The following is a 16,137-nucleotide window of genomic DNA, read 5'->3' as shown; positions in this document are numbered from 1 at the left end:
AAAACACAAGCCTTTTCTTTTTTGTTTAAGGAGATATATGGAAAAAACGCATAAATTTTATTTGAATGACAATTATTTTGTATTGGATATAAATTCTGGATCTGTCCATGTTGTAGACAAGATAGTTTACGATCTCGTAAGTGACTACGAAGAACTCGACAAGGATGAAATTTTTAGCAAATATTCAAGTGAATACAAGAAAGAGGATTTATCAAATGCCTTAAAAGAAATTGATAGCTTAGTAAAGGATGGCTTGTTATTTACTGATTCAGCTATAGAAGAAATGCCAATTTACAATCCTAAAAATATAATTAAAGCTATGTGCCTTCATGTTGCTCATGACTGTAATTTGAGGTGTAGGTATTGCTTTGCTTCTCAGGGGGATTTTCACGGAGACAGAGAAATAATGGACTTGGAATGTGGCAAAAAGGCTCTTATCTTTTTATTAGAAAATTCTGGCAATAGAAAAAATTTAGAGGTTGATTTCTTTGGGGGAGAACCACTTATGAATTTTGATGTTGTAAAAGAATTGGTAAAATTTGGAAGAGAAGAAGAAAAGAAGTATGGCAAACATTTTAGATTTACTATAACGACAAATGGAATGCTTTTAAATGATGAGATAGATGAATTTATAAATGAGAATATGGACAATGTGGTACTTTCTCTTGATGGAAGAAAATGCATAAATGACAACATGAGACCAACAATAAACAATAAATCTTCATACGATGTAATAGTGCCGAAGTTTAAAGAGCTTGTAGATAAGAGAAAAGACAAGGATTATTACATCAGAGGAACTTTTACATCTGACAATTTGGATTTTTCTGAAGACCTTTTGGAATTTCATAAACTTGGATTTAAGAAAACTTCAATTGAGCCAGTTGTATGTGAAAGTTTCAGACCCTATGCTTTAAAAGAGGAACATCTTGGAAAAATCTTAAAAGAGTATGAGAAAATGAGTAAGGATTATATAGAAATAAGAAAAAAAGATGAAGATTTTCTATTCTTTCACTTTATGATTGATTTAAACCAAGGTCCATGTATTATAAAGAGAACGGTCGGATGTGGAGCTGGAAGCGAGTATGTAGCTGTCACTCCGCAAGGAGATATCTATCCATGCCATCAATTTGTAGGTGAGGATGATTTTAAAATGGGCAATGTTTTTACGGGGCTAAAAAACACTGATATAAGAGATAACTTCAAAAAAACCAATGTCTTGACAAAAACGGAGTGCAGAACTTGTTGGGCAAGATACTACTGCTCTGGTGGTTGCCATGCCAATGCCTACTACACAAACAATGATATAAGTAAGCCTTATAAACTTGGATGTGAAATGGAGAAAAAAAGGATTGAGTGTGCTATTTCTATCCTGGCTAAAGAATCAGAAGATGAGGATTAAAATAAGCAAGCTATCAAAAAAAACAATTTAATAAAAGGTTTTGATTTATAAATTTAAACTTTATAAATTGTAAAATTATTAGATGATACTTCTATAGGTGTGTAGATGTATCATCTTTTTTTATTGTAAAAGATAACACACTTGTAAGTGGCTAAATGTACCAAATCGAGTGGGTTTGTGATATACTTATTACATTATGCAAAGCTCTTATGTTAAAGAAAAATGGTTTATAAAAAATTTAAAACCTAAAGAAAAAATAGATATAAGTAAATTTAATATAGACGAAGTGACTCTCAAACTGATATTAAATAGAGGAGTAAGCAATGAGGAGGAGATGAGGGAATTTTTAAATCCCGAAATATCAAACTTGCATAGTCCTATTTTACTTCCTAATCTTGTAAAGGCGGGAAATATTCTTCAAAATCACTTGAGAGAGAAAAATAAGATTAGAATAGTTGGCGATTATGATGTTGATGGCATTATGTCCTCGTTTATCTTGACTGACTCATTAAGAAAGCTTGGGGCTGATGTGGATTTTAGAATTCCCTTGAGAGTAGAAGAGGGATATGGCATAAACGAATCAATAATTGAAGAATGCCTAAGAGATGGAATAAAGCTAATAATTACTTGCGACAATGGTATAGCTGCTTTTAAGCCTATCGAATTGGCTAGAGAAAAATTTATAGATGTGATTGTGACAGATCACCACGAAATACCTCTCGATGAAAACAATGAAGAGATTTTAGTTACTGCCAATGCCATCATAAATCCCAAACTAAAGTCATCAACATATCCATTCAAAGACATATGCGGAGCCTGCGTAGCTTTTAAGTTATGTGAATATATGTGGATGCTTTCTGGAAAGGATTTGGATGATTTTTATAATGTGTATTTGGGACCACTTTCAATTGCAACTATTTGTGATGTCATGCCCCTTGTTAAGGAGAACAGGATAATAGTAAAAAACGGCTTGGAAAGGCTTGAAAAATGGGATAATGTTGGATTCAAGGCACTAGTTGATATTTTAGGTATTAAATTTCCATTTTCTAACTATCATGTAGGTTTTATTATAGGCCCCACTCTAAATTCTTCTGGAAGGTTTGAGGATGCAAAGATGGCTTTAAATCTTTTATTTGAAGAGCAGACTGATAGGGCTTTGGAGATGGCTGAAAATTTAAAGAATATAAACGATCAAAGAAAGAATAAAACGGAAGAAGCTTTTAAGAAAGGCATAGCCATGGTTGAGTCTTTAGATTTGTTATCCAAGTTAAGTGTTTTAATAATATATCTAAAAGATGTTCACGAGAGCATATGTGGGATTGTAGCTGGTAAAATAAAAGAGCTCTACAATAGACCAACCATCGTGCTTACAAATACTGACAAGGGACTAAAGGGATCTGGCAGGAGCATTGAAAGCTACCATATGTTTGAAAAAATAAGCAAGTCTAAGGGGTTTTTGAAATCTTTTGGAGGACACAAGATGGCATGTGGTTTATCACTTGATGAAGATTTGCTTAAAGATTTTATAACTGATGTTCAAAAAAAAGCTGATTTAACGGAAGATGATTTGTTCAGAAAAATCTTAATTGATGCCAAAATAAGCTTTAGCGATTTGAATATGGATAGGGTCTTGAATTTTAAAAAACTTGAGCCTTGTGGTAATGAGAACCCCCAAGCTCTTTTTGGAACCATAGGAGCAAGGGTAAAAGGAATACAAATATTAGGGAAAAATAAAAATTTTATAAAAATATTTTTAGTTGAGAATGAAAAAGTGATGGAAGCGACATTATTTGAAGATGGACAAGCTTTCGTAGAAAAGTTTTCGAACATATTTTCTAAAGAAGAGGTCGACAAGGCTTTGAAATCAGTTAACAATAACATAGTCTTGGATATATGTTATAGTCCAGTTATAAATGAGTTTATGGGCAAAACGAGTATACAGCTAAAATTGAAGTCATATAGAAAGTCGGGTGTTTAGATGCTAGAAAGTCTCATAGATAAGGTCAAATCTTATAATCCAACTTGCGATGAAGACAAGATAAGAGAAGCCTTTGAATTGGCAGAAAAATTTCATAAGGGACAAAAAAGAAATTCTGGAGAGGATTATATAATTCATCCATATAATGTGGCTTTAATTCTTGCCGATATGAACATGGACACTCAAACAATTATAGCGGGAATCTTGCATGATATTGTAGAGGATACCGAAGTAACTTATGATGATGTAAAGAATGAATTTGGTGAAGAAATCGCAAACTTAGTAGACGGAGTTACAAAACTTAAAAATTTGAACTACAAGACTAAGCAAGAAAACCAAGCAGAAAATATTAGAAAAATGGTTCTTGCCATGGCTAAGGATATTCGAGTAATAATTGTGAAATTGGCGGATAGACTTCACAATATGAGAACTCTTGAATATATGACACCAGAAAAGAAAAAAGAAAAAGCTATGGAGACTATAGAGATATATGCTCCAATAGCCGATAGACTTGGTATGAGTCAGGTTAAATGGGAATTAGAAGATTTGTCCTTGAGATATCTAGACCCAGATAATTATTATAAACTTGTTGACATGGTCAATAAGAAACGTCAAGAAAGAGAAGCTTTAATCTCTTCAATAATTGCAAAGATAGAAGAGAACTTAAAAAAAATCGGCATAGAAGCGGAAGTAATGGGCCGTCCCAAAAACTTCTACTCCATATACAAAAAGATGACAATAAAGGGTAAGGCTTTTGATGAAATATATGATTTATCAGCAGTAAGAATACTTGTAAATGATATAAAAGACTGTTATGGGGCTCTAGGTGTAGTTCATACTTTATGGAAGCCTATACCAGGAAGATTTAAGGATTATATATCTATGCCAAAGCCAAACAGATATCAGTCCTTACACACTACCGTAATTGATTCTAATGGAGAAACTTTTGAAGTTCAAATAAGAACTTATGAAATGCATCAAACAGCTGAATTTGGTATAGCGGCACACTGGAAGTATAAATCAGGAGTAAATAAAACTACATCTTTTGACGAGAATTTGACTTGGCTAAGACAACTCTTAGAGTGGCAAAAGGACGTATATGATCCAAATGATTTTATAGAGACGTTGAAAATAGACTTTTTTGCTGATGAAATATTTATTTTCACTCCGAATGGCGATGTAATAAATTTGCCAGAAGGAGCAACTCCTATAGATTTTGCTTATAGAATACACTCTCAGATAGGAAATTCCACAATGGGAGCCAAGGTCAATGGAAGAATGGTTCCTATAAATACTAAATTAAAGTCTGGGGATATAGTTGAGATCATAACAAGCTCTCAAGCAAAGCCATCCCTAGATTGGATTAATTTTGTAAAATCATCTCAAGCAAAGAAGAAAATTGCCCAATATTTTAAGATAAAAGACAGGGATAAAAATATTGAGCGCGGCAGAGAAATGATTGAAAGAGAAGCCAAGAAACTTGGATATAGAGTCGGAGACTTATTAAGAGATGAGTGGCTTGAAGAGGTAAGGGCTAAATTAAATATATCGACTATATCAGATATGTATGCTGGAGTTGGATTTGGATCAGTCGGCATAAATCAGATAATGGCCAAATTGGTAGATATTCATAGGAGAGTTAATAAAATTGAAAATGAAATTCCTATGAAAGAAAAACCTAGGATGAAAAGAAATCTTAGAAGTGGGATAGTCGTAAAGGATGTCGACAACATAAAGGTGAGATTTGCCAAATGTTGTAATCCTGTGCCTGGCGATTCTATAGTTGGATTTGTAACCATAGGAAGGGGAGTTTCAATTCACAGATCAGATTGTCCAAACATAAAAAATAGCGATGCCAGTAGAAGGTTGGAAGTGAAGTGGGATACTGATGGTGGATCTGCTTACAATGCGCAGATTGAAGTTAGAGCTGCCGATAGAGGAAACATAGTAGGAGATATAGCGACTAAAATTAATGATTCTAAGATAAACATGGTGTCCCTTAATGCTCGCAGTGGCAAGGATGGCACAGCTAATCTTGACATAGTCGTTGAGATTCATGATGTTGAAGAGATAGAAAAACTTATAGAAAAACTTAAAAGAGTTAAAAATGTATTTGACGTATATAGAGTAAAGGTTTAGGTGAATATGGGACTTAGTTTAATTAGACTTATGTTGGGAATATATCAAACAAATTGTTATATCCTATGTGATGAAAAGACGAAAAAGGCATTGATTATAGATCCAGGCTATGATAGCGAAAGAATAATTGCAAATTTAAATAAACATAAACTGGAACCGACTATGATTCTTTTAACTCATGGACATACAGACCATTATGGAGCGGTAGCGGGCTTAAAAAAGGCTTATAATATACCTATATATTTATCAGAATCAGATCAAAAAATGTTAGATGAACATCAAAAAGAGTTGGATAGGACTTTAGGTCTTGAAAATTCAGAACCTATAAAGGCTGACAAATATTTACATGATGGAGATGTCATTGACTTTGAGGGACATCAGATTAAAGTAATAGCAACACCAGGACACACTCAAGGAAGTGTATGCTTTTTATTGGATCAGATAATGTTTTCTGGAGATATGCTATTTCAAGGTTCAATAGGAAGAACGGACCTTCTAGGCGGTTCTTATGAAGATATAATGAAGTCTCTTTCCAAGATATTAAAGATGGATGGGGAAATCACAGTTTATCCAGGACATGGGCCAGCAACTACAATAGGATTTGAAAAAGAGAACAATTATTTTGCAAGATTATTATGATTATAGTTGAAAATTTTTCTGAAAAATATAGACATGCTTGCTTTGAATTAATAAGAGCCTATCTCCCAGATAAGGAGTTTTCTAATGATTCCGTAATATTGAGATATGATAATAGAAACTCTTATTTGTGCCTTATCTATGAAGAAAAGATTTATAATGTATTTGTTAAGCAAGGAGATGAGTTTTTTGAAATCAGAAAGTCTCTTTTTGAAATTTTGAAGCAACTCACAAAATGCTCTAAAAAATGGGGCCTACTTACAGGTATAAGGCCGACAAAACTTGCTTATAATTTGTATAAAAAACATGGCTATGACTGTGCTTTAAAAAATTTAGTAGAAGATAGATTGATGTCCACAGAAGGCGCCAATGAAATATTGGACATAGTAGAGCGCCAAGACGAACTAATAGAAAGGCATAAAAATGGATATAGTGTATATGTTCACATACCATTTTGCAGGAGCAAATGCTCATATTGTTCATTCCACACTTATGTGAATGCTTATGATTTACACGAACCCTATACTAAGGCTTTGGTAAATGAAATATCTGGATTTAAAAAAAAGCTAAGAGAGCCTAGTGCCATTTATGTAGGAGGAGGAACACCGACAAGCATAGGTCTATATAATCTTTCTTTAATTTTGAGCGCTATATCGGCTAAATTTGGGAAAGCTCAAGAGTTTACGGTTGAGTGCGGCAGACCAGAGGATTTGACAGATGAAATGCTAAAGCTTTTAAAAAGCTTTGGAGTTACAAGAATAAGCATAAATCCACAAACTTTCAAGTCGGAGTCTTTGCGTAGTCTATCGCGAAATCATACAGTTGATGATATTTATGCGGCCTACAATAGAGCAAGAAGGGTCTCATTTGACAGTATAAATATGGACTTTATACTCGGTCTACCAGGAGAAGGAAAAGACACTATAATAAACAGTTTAAAAATTGCAAACCAACTAAAACCGGACAATATAACTTTACATGCTCTGGCTATTAAAAATGGATCAAAAATGATAAGACAAGATCTTGAATACAAGTTTGATTTGGATAGGTTATATTCAGAGATTGACGAGCTCTTGGGGCTTGATTATAAAAAATATTATCTATATAGACAAAAAAGAATTTACCAAAATGGAGAAAATATAGGATACGCCTTGGATAAAAAAATGTGCTTATATAATATTATGATGATTGAAGAGGCACAAGAAATTTATGCTTTTGGCATGGGAGCAAGCTCTAGATTGAAAAGAAATGATGGATTTGAAACAAGGACAAATTATAGAGACATAGATTATTATATAAAGAAGGTGAGGAAATGAAACTCAAGGAATTATTAAGAGGAATAGAGGTATTAGAGGTAAATGAACAAGTTGATTTTGAAAAAGATTACAACAATCTTGCCTACCATAGCCAAAAAGTAAAAAATGGCGGTATCTTTATAGCTTTAAAAGGGTCGCTTGTCGATGGACACAAATATTTGTATGATGCCGTAAAAAAAGGTGCAAATCTTGCTTTTGTAGAGGAAATTCAAGATTTGAATGTAGCTCAAATAAGAGTTGAAAATACAAGAAAGACTATGGCGGATTTGGCTAATAATTTTTACGAGAATCCTTCATCTAAACTTCATATAACTGGAATAACTGCAACAAATGGAAAAACTTCCACAGCATTTATGTTAAAAAGCATATATGAGGCGGCTAAGTATGAGATTGGAATCTCGGGAACGGTTGAATTAAGCTACAAGGATGTACTGATACCATCACTTTTAACAACTCCTGAAAGCTTGGATTTGCAAATGCATTTTGCAAATATGGTAAAACTTGGAGTAGAGAAGGTTGTAATGGAAGTTTCATCTTCTGGACTTGAATCTTATAGAGTAAGAGATGTCGATTTTGATATTGTGACCTTTAATAATTTTTCAAGAGAGCACATAGATCAACACGGAAGTTTGGAAAAATATTACAAGGCTAAATCATCTCTTATAAGAAATGCTAAAGAAAAGACGATTGCCATTTTAAATATGGATTTTAAAGAAATAAAAGACTTGACCGACAAAACAAAGGCGGTTGTTGTGCCATATTCTTTGAATGACAAAAGCTATAACTTCCATTTGGAAGATTTAGATATTTCTACAGGATTTGGAAATTACACATTTGTAATTAATGATGACTTCAAGGTGAAAGACCAAATTATAAAAAAGGGCTCATTTAAAGTTAAACTCAAGGTGGCAGGATATTCAGCTGTAATGAATTCTTTTGTAGCAATTTTAGTGGCCATGTGCCAAGGAATTGAGCTTGAAACTATAATAGATGGTATTGAATCATACAGAGGAGTAGAAAGACGCTTTGAAATGATATATAACGAAAAATTTAAAGTTATTGATGATCACTTTGCCAATTCCAGAAACATTGAAGTAACCCTTGATACTATAAGAAAAATGAGTTATAAAAAGCTCCATCTTCTATACGGTATAAGGGGAAACAGAGGGACTACTCTTAACAGAGAGAATGGTCGAAAAATTGTAGATGAGTTAAAGGGAATTAAGCTCGGCTCATTTATAACTACAAAGTCTGTTGAAATGGTTGGTCCCAAGGATAAGGTTTCAGATGATGAAGTTAAAGTACTGAAGGAAGTTTTGGATGCAAGCAATATTTCTTATGAAGAGTTTGATAGACTAGATGAGGCTCTAGATAGAGTTTTGGATAAAGTTGAAGAAGACGACTTGATACTTTTAGGAGGTTGTCAGGGTCTTGATAAGGCTTTTGGAGTCTTGGCAAATAAATTGATTGAAAGAAATCTTGTGAAAGACAAAGAAAATATTTTAAAAAGAGTATCCCAAAGGATATGTTAGTGGAGGTTGAGATGGATAATTTAAAGGGAATTAAAAGGACATCTTATGCGGGTCTGATTAATGAAAAACAAGTAGGTCAAGAAGTAGTTCTCATGGGATGGATTCAGAGATCAAGAAATTTAGGCTCTTTAATATTTGCAGATATAAGAGACAGGGAAGGACTGGCACAAATAGTATTTGATAGCGAATTGAATTCTGATCTGTTTGAAAAAGCGAAGAATTTAAAATCTGAATATGTAGTTGCAGTTAAGGGAAAGATAAGAGAGAGATCATCTAAAAATCCGAACATAAAAACAGGTAATGTTGAATTGCTAGCTGATGAACTCAGAATCCTTTCAAAGGCTGAAGTTCCTCCAATTTATGTAAAAGACGATGACAATGTATCCGAAAACATGAGATTAAAATATAGAACTTTGGATCTTAGAAAGCCATTTATGCAAAACAATTTGAAAACGAGATCTAAGCTTTACAAGTTGACAAGAGATTTCTTCTATGAAGAAGGATTTATAGAAGTAGAAACTCCTATTTTAACTAAACCAACACCTGAAGGCGCAAGAGATTATTTAGTTCCAAGCAGAGTTAATCCAGGAAAGTTTTATGCGCTTCCTCAATCACCTCAACTTATGAAACAACTTTTAATGGTCTCAGGACTTGACAAATATATTCAAATAACTAAATGTTTTAGAGACGAGGATTTGAGATTTAATAGGCAACCAGAATTTACTCAAATAGATATGGAGTTATCATTTATTGACGAAGAAGATATATTTGCTGTAAATGAAAGGTATTTAAAGAAAATTTTTAAAGAAATGATAGGGGTAGATATAAAAACTCCTATAAGAAGAATGCCCTATAAAGAAGCTATGACAAAATACGGTTCTGATAAGCCGGATTTGAGATTTGAAATGGAACTTAAGGATTTTTCAGAAGTATTTAAAAATTCAGAATTTAAAGTTTTTGCGGACACAATTTCAACAGGAGGATCTGTAAGAGGTATATGCGTAAAAAATGGAGCTAATTTGCTTGCAAGAAAAGCTGTTGATAAATTGAGTGATTTTGTAAAGACTTATGGAGCTAAGGGTTTGGCATGGGTTAAATATGTGGATGGAGATTTTTCTGGTCCTGCCGCTAAATTTATAGACAAAGAAAAAGATGAAGTCATTTCAATAGCTAAAGCTGAAGATGGTGATCTAATCTTATTCGTGGCAGATTCAGATAAGGTTGTATTTGATTCTCTTGGCAATCTAAGGGTCCATCTAGCAAAAGAACTAAACCTGATCCCAGAAGATGTATATGAACTTGTTTGGATTACAGAATTTCCTCTTTTTGAATATGACGATGAGGAGAAAAGGTATGTTGCAGTTCATCATCCATTCACTCATCCATTTGATGAAGATTTAGAATACATGCTAACCGATCCAAAAAGAGTAAGAGCAAGAGCCTATGATATAGTAATAAATGGAGATGAGATGGGCGGTGGCTCTATAAGAATATCAGATCAAGAAATGCAAAAAATTGCTTTTAAGGCTCTTGGATTTTCTGAAGAAGATGCGCAAAACAAATTTGGATTTTTATTAGATGCCTTCAAATATGGAGTTCCACCACATGGAGGTTTAGCATATGGTCTTGATAGGCTAGTAATGCTATTTACAAAATCAGAAAACTTAAGAGATGTTATAGCATTTCCTAAGACTCAATCTGCATCTTGCCTTATGACAGGAGCTCCTACCGAATTAAGTCAAGCACAACTAGGAGAAGTTCATATAAAAGTTTTGGAGGATGATAAGTAATGATTCAAAGAGGACAGGTCTTGAAGATAAAGGGGGATATTGCCGAAATAGTAGTTGCGAGACCTTCTGCATGTGGATCTGATTGTGGAGCTTGCCATGCTTCATGTGCCGAGTCTAAGCTTGAAAGTATTGAAATCTTAAATGAAAATGGACTTAAGCCAGGAGATTTTGTTGAACTAAAAAGTGATTCAAGAGCGGTCTTATCATATATAGGACTTGTTTATGGCATGCCTTTACTTTTCTTTTTATTAGGCTTATGCCTATCGCTACTTATACTTAATAAAATGCAAGTTGCATCTTTCAAGATGTGGTCTTTAATAATAGCTACAATTTGTTTGGTCTTGTCTTATTTTTTAATAAAAAATATTGACAATAATTTTAACAAGAACAAAAAAGTTTTTGAAGTGAGGAAGTTGTAATATGAGTAGTAGAGGATCCGCCTTGAGTGTATTTTTACTTGTTTTATCTCTTATTGTTTTTGCAGCTGCCAGTGCATTTTTTTACAAGTCTTATCAGAACAAAGATTTGCTCGCAGAAAAAACTGAAGTGGAAAATAAGTTAAAGGACAGTCTCGATGAGGCAAATAAACAACTTGATGAGGTAAGCGAACAGTTAAAGACTTCTGAAGATGAAAAGAAAAAAGCCCTAGAATTATTTTCTCAAAAGTTTGGATATGATTATGATGCGGATAAAAAGGAAATCATAAACGAAGAAATAAAAAGAATAAATGATGAAAACAAAGAGCTACTAGATCAGATAAAAGCCATAATTTTAGAAAACAAAGCCTGCTATAGTGGTGATTACTTTCAAAGCATTGATATAAAAAAGCCTTTTGATGAATTATCAAAATTAAGCCAAGGTATTTTGCCTGAAAAATTGGATAAAAATTTATCTACAAAATTAGGCTTGTCTTCCGGATACGAAAAATTAATCTCAAATGGAAGCTTGGGAAAGCTTTTGAGTGCTAATTCAGATAAAAAAGACTTAGTAAAAATTCTCGGTATATGCGTGATAAATTTTGGCAAATCATTAAATGAAGTGGCATCTGACTTGTCTGATGTTGGTTCCAATGTAGAAAATCTATCCAGAGATTTTTGCGAAACATATGCTATCTACAAACTTGCATCTGAATATGGAATAAATTTAGGCGATATTTCCTTAGACAGATTGGAAAATTCAAAAAATGAAATACTAAAACTCAGGTCAGCATATTTAAAGAACAAAGCCATTATTAATTTTTTGGAGGATTTTAAAAATGAAGAATAAAGTAATATTTATTTTGTCCATCTTTTTAATCCTGCTTTCAGCAGGCCTAGTTCATTTTGCCTTCAAATTTGGAGGAGTTTCACTAAAGTCAAAAGATGATAAGCTTTCAAATTTGAATGCTCAGATAAAAGCTGTTGAAGTAAACATAGATCAAGCTAAAGCCAAAAAAGAAGATACCGAAAAAGAAATTGAAGAAATAAATAAGAGTCTTGAGCTGTATAAAGATGATATGGAGATTGGCAAAGATAACTTTGATAATTTGGACAAACTTAAAATTTCTGCAGTAGATTCTAACAATATGGGGAATTTTATAAAAAATTATACCAATCAGTCAGCAAGTATGCTAAGACTTATGTCATCAATCTATACAGGTGAATCTAAGTCTGATAAAACTGATTTACTAATAGCAGATTTAGCAAATCTTATGCTAATTGAAAACGATATAAATACTCCAATATTTGACCTTTCATCAGAAATAGACAAAAATATGGCGTTTTTAGAATATGTCAATGACAAAAAGAATCCGTATATAGCTTTTAATATAGGCAAAAAGATTTTAGATGATGACTTTAATATTAAAGATGAAATATTAAAGGAGCTTAAAGGTAGACTTTCTGGTATAATGGCAAAAGTCCTTTTGCTTTCAAGCTCATCAAATAGATTTGATTTTGATCAAGCTTACGGTGATAAGCTTCTTAATCTTTACAATGATTACAAGGATAGATTGAATCAGGGAAGAGCAGATGAATCTTATTATGCCTTTATGGAGAAGTTAAACCTAATATATATTTTGAAATTTGACACTCTGGCAAGAGAAGTAGAAAACTTTTCTAACTTAGATTTGATTGATAAGACTTTTGTAGATGGCGATAGTCAATATATTTTAAGGGCCTTCATAGGAAATGAAAAGCATCCTTATATAATTCAAGAGCAAAGGGATAAAAATAAAAAAACATTAACTTACTATAATCTTAAAGGCAATCCATGGTATTATATCGATTTTAATAAAAATGAATTTGATGATTTAGATATAAATCCCTCAAAGGCAATAGATAAGTATGCTAGAGGATTGTTTAATCAATTCGTAAATGTTAATAAATAATAGGAGAATCAATGCACTTAGGTGCATTTTTCTTTTTTTTTAAAATTTTGAATGTTATAATTAAATATTAGGAGGTAGATATGACTAGACCTGTAGTATGTATAATAGGAAAGCCAAATGTAGGAAAGTCTACTTTATTTAATAAAATAGTTGGAAAGAAAATTTCTATAACAGAAGATACTCCTGGTGTTACAAGAGATAGGATAAATTCTGTTGCATCTTGGCTTGGCAGAAAATTTTTGTTGGTTGATACCGGCGGGCTTGATCCTAAAGACGAGGATATATTTATGACACAAATCAAAGATCAAGCTGATGTTGCGATAGAAACATCTGATGTCATTATATTTTTGACAGATGGCCTAGATGGTGTATCCTCCATAGATAGAGATATTGCAAATATACTGCGCACTTATGGCAAGAAGGTAGTTCTCTGCGTAAATAAGTTTGATGCCAAGGCTGCTAAAGATAATTACTATGATTTCTTTGAACTTGGTCTTGGAGAGCCTATAAAGATAGCGGCTGAACAGGGGATGGGAGTAGGAGATCTACTAGATGCTGTTATAGAAAAGTTCCCTATAGATTTACAAGATGATGACGACGATGATGATGTAAGAGTGACCTTTATAGGAAAGCCAAATGTCGGTAAATCGTCACTAATTAATTATATTTTAAAAGAAGACAGATCAATAGTTACAAATATCCCTGGAACTACTAGAGATGCAATAGATTCACAATTTAACTATAAGGATAATAAGTATATACTTGTCGACACAGCTGGGCTTAGAAAAAGAAAAAAAATAGATGAAAAGATAGAAAGATATTCTGTTATAAGAACATTAACAGCCATAGAAAGATCGACCGTGTGTGTACTTATGATTGATGCCATAGAAGGTGTTAGCGAACAAGATGCCAAGATCGTGGGATATGCTCACGATAACAACAAGGCAATTATTATAGCGGTAAATAAGTGGGATGCTTTGACTAAAGATGATTCTACTATGAAAAAATTTACCAATGAAGTCTATAAAAGATTGCCTTTTATAACTTATGCCCCCATAGTGTTTATATCTGCCAAGACAGGGCAAAGAGTTGAAAATTTACTAGACCTTATTATGACAGTAAATGCAAATTATAATCACAGGATAAGTACAGGAGCCTTAAATGCAATAATAGATAAGGCGGTTCTGTTAAATCAACCGCCATCAGATAAGGGCAAGCGTGGCAAGTTGTATTTTGCTCAACAAGTAGGAACTAGGCCACCAAAATTTGTATTTCATGTAAACGATAAAGAGCTTTTCCATTTCACCTATATGAGATATTTGGAAAATCAAATCAGGGAAGCCTATGGATTTTTAGGCACTCCAATAAGTATAATTCTAAAAAATAAAGGTGATTGATTGGAGACATTACTTGTAATTTTAATTTCTTATTTTTTGGGAACTATTTCTGGATCTTATATATTAGGAAAGCTGATTTTAAAAATAGACATAAGAAGCTATGGAAGTGGAAATGCAGGCACAACCAATGCAATGCGAGTCATGGGGAAAAAATTAGGAGTATTTGTATTTTTAATAGATTTTTTCAAGGCTGTTTTTTGCATGTTTTTTATAAGTAAACTTTTTTCGAAAGATTATTTATATCTGTCCATGCTTTTTTGCGTAATCGGTCATTGCTTTCCTTTCTATATGAAATTTAAGGGCGGCAAGGGTGTAGCGACTACATTCGGCTCTTTAGCTTTTATAAATCCAAAGCTTACAATTGTAATACTTATAATTTGGGTATTAGTTACTTTGATTGTCAATAATGTGGGAATTGGATCTGTTGGAATGTATATAGGCGTTATTGTAGTGTTTTTGCTATATGGGGATCTTGAAGTTTCAGCTAAGATTTGTATAATTCTCAATTGTATATTTGGTATATTAAGACATAGTTCCAATATAAAAAAGGCTCTGGAAAAATGAGGAGGTTCTGATATGAAAGATATTTGCCTTTTGGGCGGAGGCTCTTGGGGCACTGCAATAGCAAGACTTTTAGCTAATAAAAATCAAGATTTAGATTTTTATGTAAGAGATAAAAAGTTAGCAGATGAAATAATTGAAAAAAATGAAAATATAAAATATTTACCTGGAGTAAAACTTCCCTCTAACATGAGTCCTTCCTCAGACTTAGAAAAAGTTGTAAAGGATAAAAGATATATAATATTTGCTGTTCCTACAAACTCAATTTCAGAGCTTGCCAAGTCTATAAAACCCTATGTAGATAAGAATGCAATAATAATAAATTTGGCAAAGGGGATCGAAATGAAAAGCCATGAAAGACCTTCTGAAATAATTGAAGAATTTATGGACAATAGATTCGTTGCGCTATCAGGACCATCACATGCTGAGGAAGTGGCAAGAGATTTACCAACAGCTGTTGTGGCAGCATCCAAAGATATAAAAGCGGCAGAGCAAGTGCAAGATTTATTTTCTACTGACAACTTTAGAGTATATACAAACATAGATTTAGTAGGTGTAGAGATCGGAGGAGCTTTAAAAAACATAATCGCCTTAGCTGCTGGTATGAATGATGGACTAGGATATGGCGACAATACTAAGGCTATGCTTATGACTAGAGGTTCATATGAGATGAGCAAGCTTGGTATTTGTTTTGGAGCAAATCCCCATACATTCAATGGTCTAACTGGTATAGGAGATCTTATAGTCACTTGTACAAGTATGCATTCCAGAAATAGAAGATGTGGAATCTATATAGGTGAGGGTATGAGCGTAGAGGATGCAATAACAAAAGTGGGTATGGTTGTTGAAGGAATAAAAACAACAAAAGCCTGCTATGAGATTTCACAAGAACTTGGAGTCGAGATGCCCATAACAGAGAAACTCTACCATGTATTATATGAAGGTACAGATGTTAGACAGGCTGTTTTGGACTTGATGCGTAGAGATAAAAAAGAAGAGATTGAGGATATTTTTAAATAAG

General features: G+C 33.1%; 13 protein-coding genes. All 13 read left to right on the top strand.

The genetic code is table 11. From position 1 onward, the window contains the following. Window positions 1-37: 37 nt before the first annotated feature. The 13 genes from scfB (at window position 38) to LV469_02160 (ending at window position 16,136) form a co-directional block, all read left to right on the top strand. On the top strand, window positions 38-1,399 hold the full coding sequence (gene scfB, locus LV469_02220) for a thioether cross-link-forming SCIFF peptide maturase (GenBank protein UHR03122.1): 1,362 nt from the start codon (window positions 38-40) through the stop codon (window positions 1,397-1,399). Window positions 1,400-1,733: 334 nt separating this feature from the next. Beyond that, complete coding sequence (gene recJ / locus LV469_02215; GenBank protein UHR03121.1) at window positions 1,734-3,377, top strand: single-stranded-DNA-specific exonuclease RecJ; 1,644 nt, start codon at window positions 1,734-1,736, stop codon at window positions 3,375-3,377. Then, the gene (locus LV469_02210) at window positions 3,378-5,516 is read left to right on the top strand and encodes a bifunctional (p)ppGpp synthetase/guanosine-3',5'-bis(diphosphate) 3'-pyrophosphohydrolase (GenBank protein UHR03120.1); all 2,139 of its coding nucleotides are present in this window, start codon (window positions 3,378-3,380) and stop codon (window positions 5,514-5,516) included. It begins immediately after the preceding gene. A gap of 6 nt (window positions 5,517-5,522) precedes the next feature. Further along, a complete protein-coding gene (locus tag LV469_02205) occupies window positions 5,523-6,155 on the top strand; it encodes an MBL fold metallo-hydrolase (protein ID UHR03577.1) in 633 nt (210 codons plus the stop codon). Beyond that, entirely contained in the window at window positions 6,152-7,468 is a 1,317-nt protein-coding gene (hemZ, locus tag LV469_02200) for a coproporphyrinogen dehydrogenase HemZ (protein UHR03119.1), read from the top strand. The genes LV469_02205 and hemZ overlap by 4 nt, the downstream gene beginning before the upstream one ends. Further along, window positions 7,465-9,000, top strand: coding sequence for a Mur ligase domain-containing protein (locus tag LV469_02195; GenBank protein UHR03118.1), 1,536 nt, complete (start codon window positions 7,465-7,467; stop codon window positions 8,998-9,000). The genes hemZ and LV469_02195 overlap by 4 nt, the downstream gene beginning before the upstream one ends. Before the next feature lie 11 nt (window positions 9,001-9,011). Further along, on the top strand, window positions 9,012-10,790 hold the full coding sequence (gene aspS / locus LV469_02190) for an aspartate--tRNA ligase (GenBank protein UHR03117.1): 1,779 nt from the start codon (window positions 9,012-9,014) through the stop codon (window positions 10,788-10,790). Continuing rightward, window positions 10,790-11,209 carry a SoxR reducing system RseC family protein gene (locus LV469_02185; GenBank protein ID UHR03116.1) on the top strand — a complete coding sequence of 140 codons (420 nt, stop codon included), beginning with the start codon at window positions 10,790-10,792 and terminating at the stop codon, window positions 11,207-11,209. The genes aspS and LV469_02185 overlap by 1 nt, the downstream gene beginning before the upstream one ends. Before the next feature lies 1 nt (window position 11,210). Continuing rightward, window positions 11,211-12,056, top strand: coding sequence for a hypothetical protein (locus LV469_02180; protein ID UHR03115.1), 846 nt, complete (start codon window positions 11,211-11,213; stop codon window positions 12,054-12,056). Continuing rightward, on the top strand, window positions 12,046-13,158 hold the full coding sequence (locus LV469_02175; protein ID UHR03114.1) for a hypothetical protein: 1,113 nt from the start codon (window positions 12,046-12,048) through the stop codon (window positions 13,156-13,158). Before LV469_02180 ends, LV469_02175 begins: the two co-directional genes overlap by 11 nt. Window positions 13,159-13,238: 80 nt before the next feature. Further along, window positions 13,239-14,555, top strand: a complete 1,317-nt coding sequence (der, locus tag LV469_02170; protein ID UHR03113.1) for a ribosome biogenesis GTPase Der — start codon at window positions 13,239-13,241, stop codon at window positions 14,553-14,555. Then, the gene (gene plsY / locus LV469_02165) at window positions 14,556-15,119 is read left to right on the top strand and encodes a glycerol-3-phosphate 1-O-acyltransferase PlsY (GenBank protein UHR03112.1); all 564 of its coding nucleotides are present in this window, start codon (window positions 14,556-14,558) and stop codon (window positions 15,117-15,119) included. Between the two features lie 12 nt (window positions 15,120-15,131). Continuing rightward, entirely contained in the window at window positions 15,132-16,136 is a 1,005-nt protein-coding gene (locus LV469_02160) for an NAD(P)H-dependent glycerol-3-phosphate dehydrogenase (protein ID UHR03111.1), read from the top strand. The last annotated feature ends 1 nt before the right edge of the window (window position 16,137 follow it).

It is taken from the genome of Peptoniphilus sp. GNH (genome assembly GCA_021307325.1).
Lineage (GTDB): Bacteria > Bacillota > Clostridia > Tissierellales > Peptoniphilaceae > KA00134.
This window is presented reverse-complemented; position numbering and strand designations above follow the sequence as displayed.

Coding starts and splice junctions, on each gene's coding strand:
- aspS (UHR03117.1), top strand. CDS start 9,012: ATGGATAATTTAAAGGGAATTAAAAGGACATCTTATGCGGGTCTGATT.
- LV469_02180 (UHR03115.1), top strand. CDS start 11,211: ATGAGTAGTAGAGGATCCGCCTTGAGTGTATTTTTACTTGTTTTATCT.
- der (UHR03113.1), top strand. CDS start 13,239: ATGACTAGACCTGTAGTATGTATAATAGGAAAGCCAAATGTAGGAAAG.
- scfB (UHR03122.1), top strand. CDS start 38: ATGGAAAAAACGCATAAATTTTATTTGAATGACAATTATTTTGTATTG.
- LV469_02175 (UHR03114.1), top strand. CDS start 12,046: ATGAAGAATAAAGTAATATTTATTTTGTCCATCTTTTTAATCCTGCTT.
- LV469_02185 (UHR03116.1), top strand. CDS start 10,790: ATGATTCAAAGAGGACAGGTCTTGAAGATAAAGGGGGATATTGCCGAA.
- LV469_02195 (UHR03118.1), top strand. CDS start 7,465: ATGAAACTCAAGGAATTATTAAGAGGAATAGAGGTATTAGAGGTAAAT.
- hemZ (UHR03119.1), top strand. CDS start 6,152: ATGATTATAGTTGAAAATTTTTCTGAAAAATATAGACATGCTTGCTTT.
- LV469_02210 (UHR03120.1), top strand. CDS start 3,378: ATGCTAGAAAGTCTCATAGATAAGGTCAAATCTTATAATCCAACTTGC.
- LV469_02160 (UHR03111.1), top strand. CDS start 15,132: ATGAAAGATATTTGCCTTTTGGGCGGAGGCTCTTGGGGCACTGCAATA.
- LV469_02205 (UHR03577.1), top strand. CDS start 5,523: ATGGGACTTAGTTTAATTAGACTTATGTTGGGAATATATCAAACAAAT.
- recJ (UHR03121.1), top strand. CDS start 1,734: ATGAGGGAATTTTTAAATCCCGAAATATCAAACTTGCATAGTCCTATT.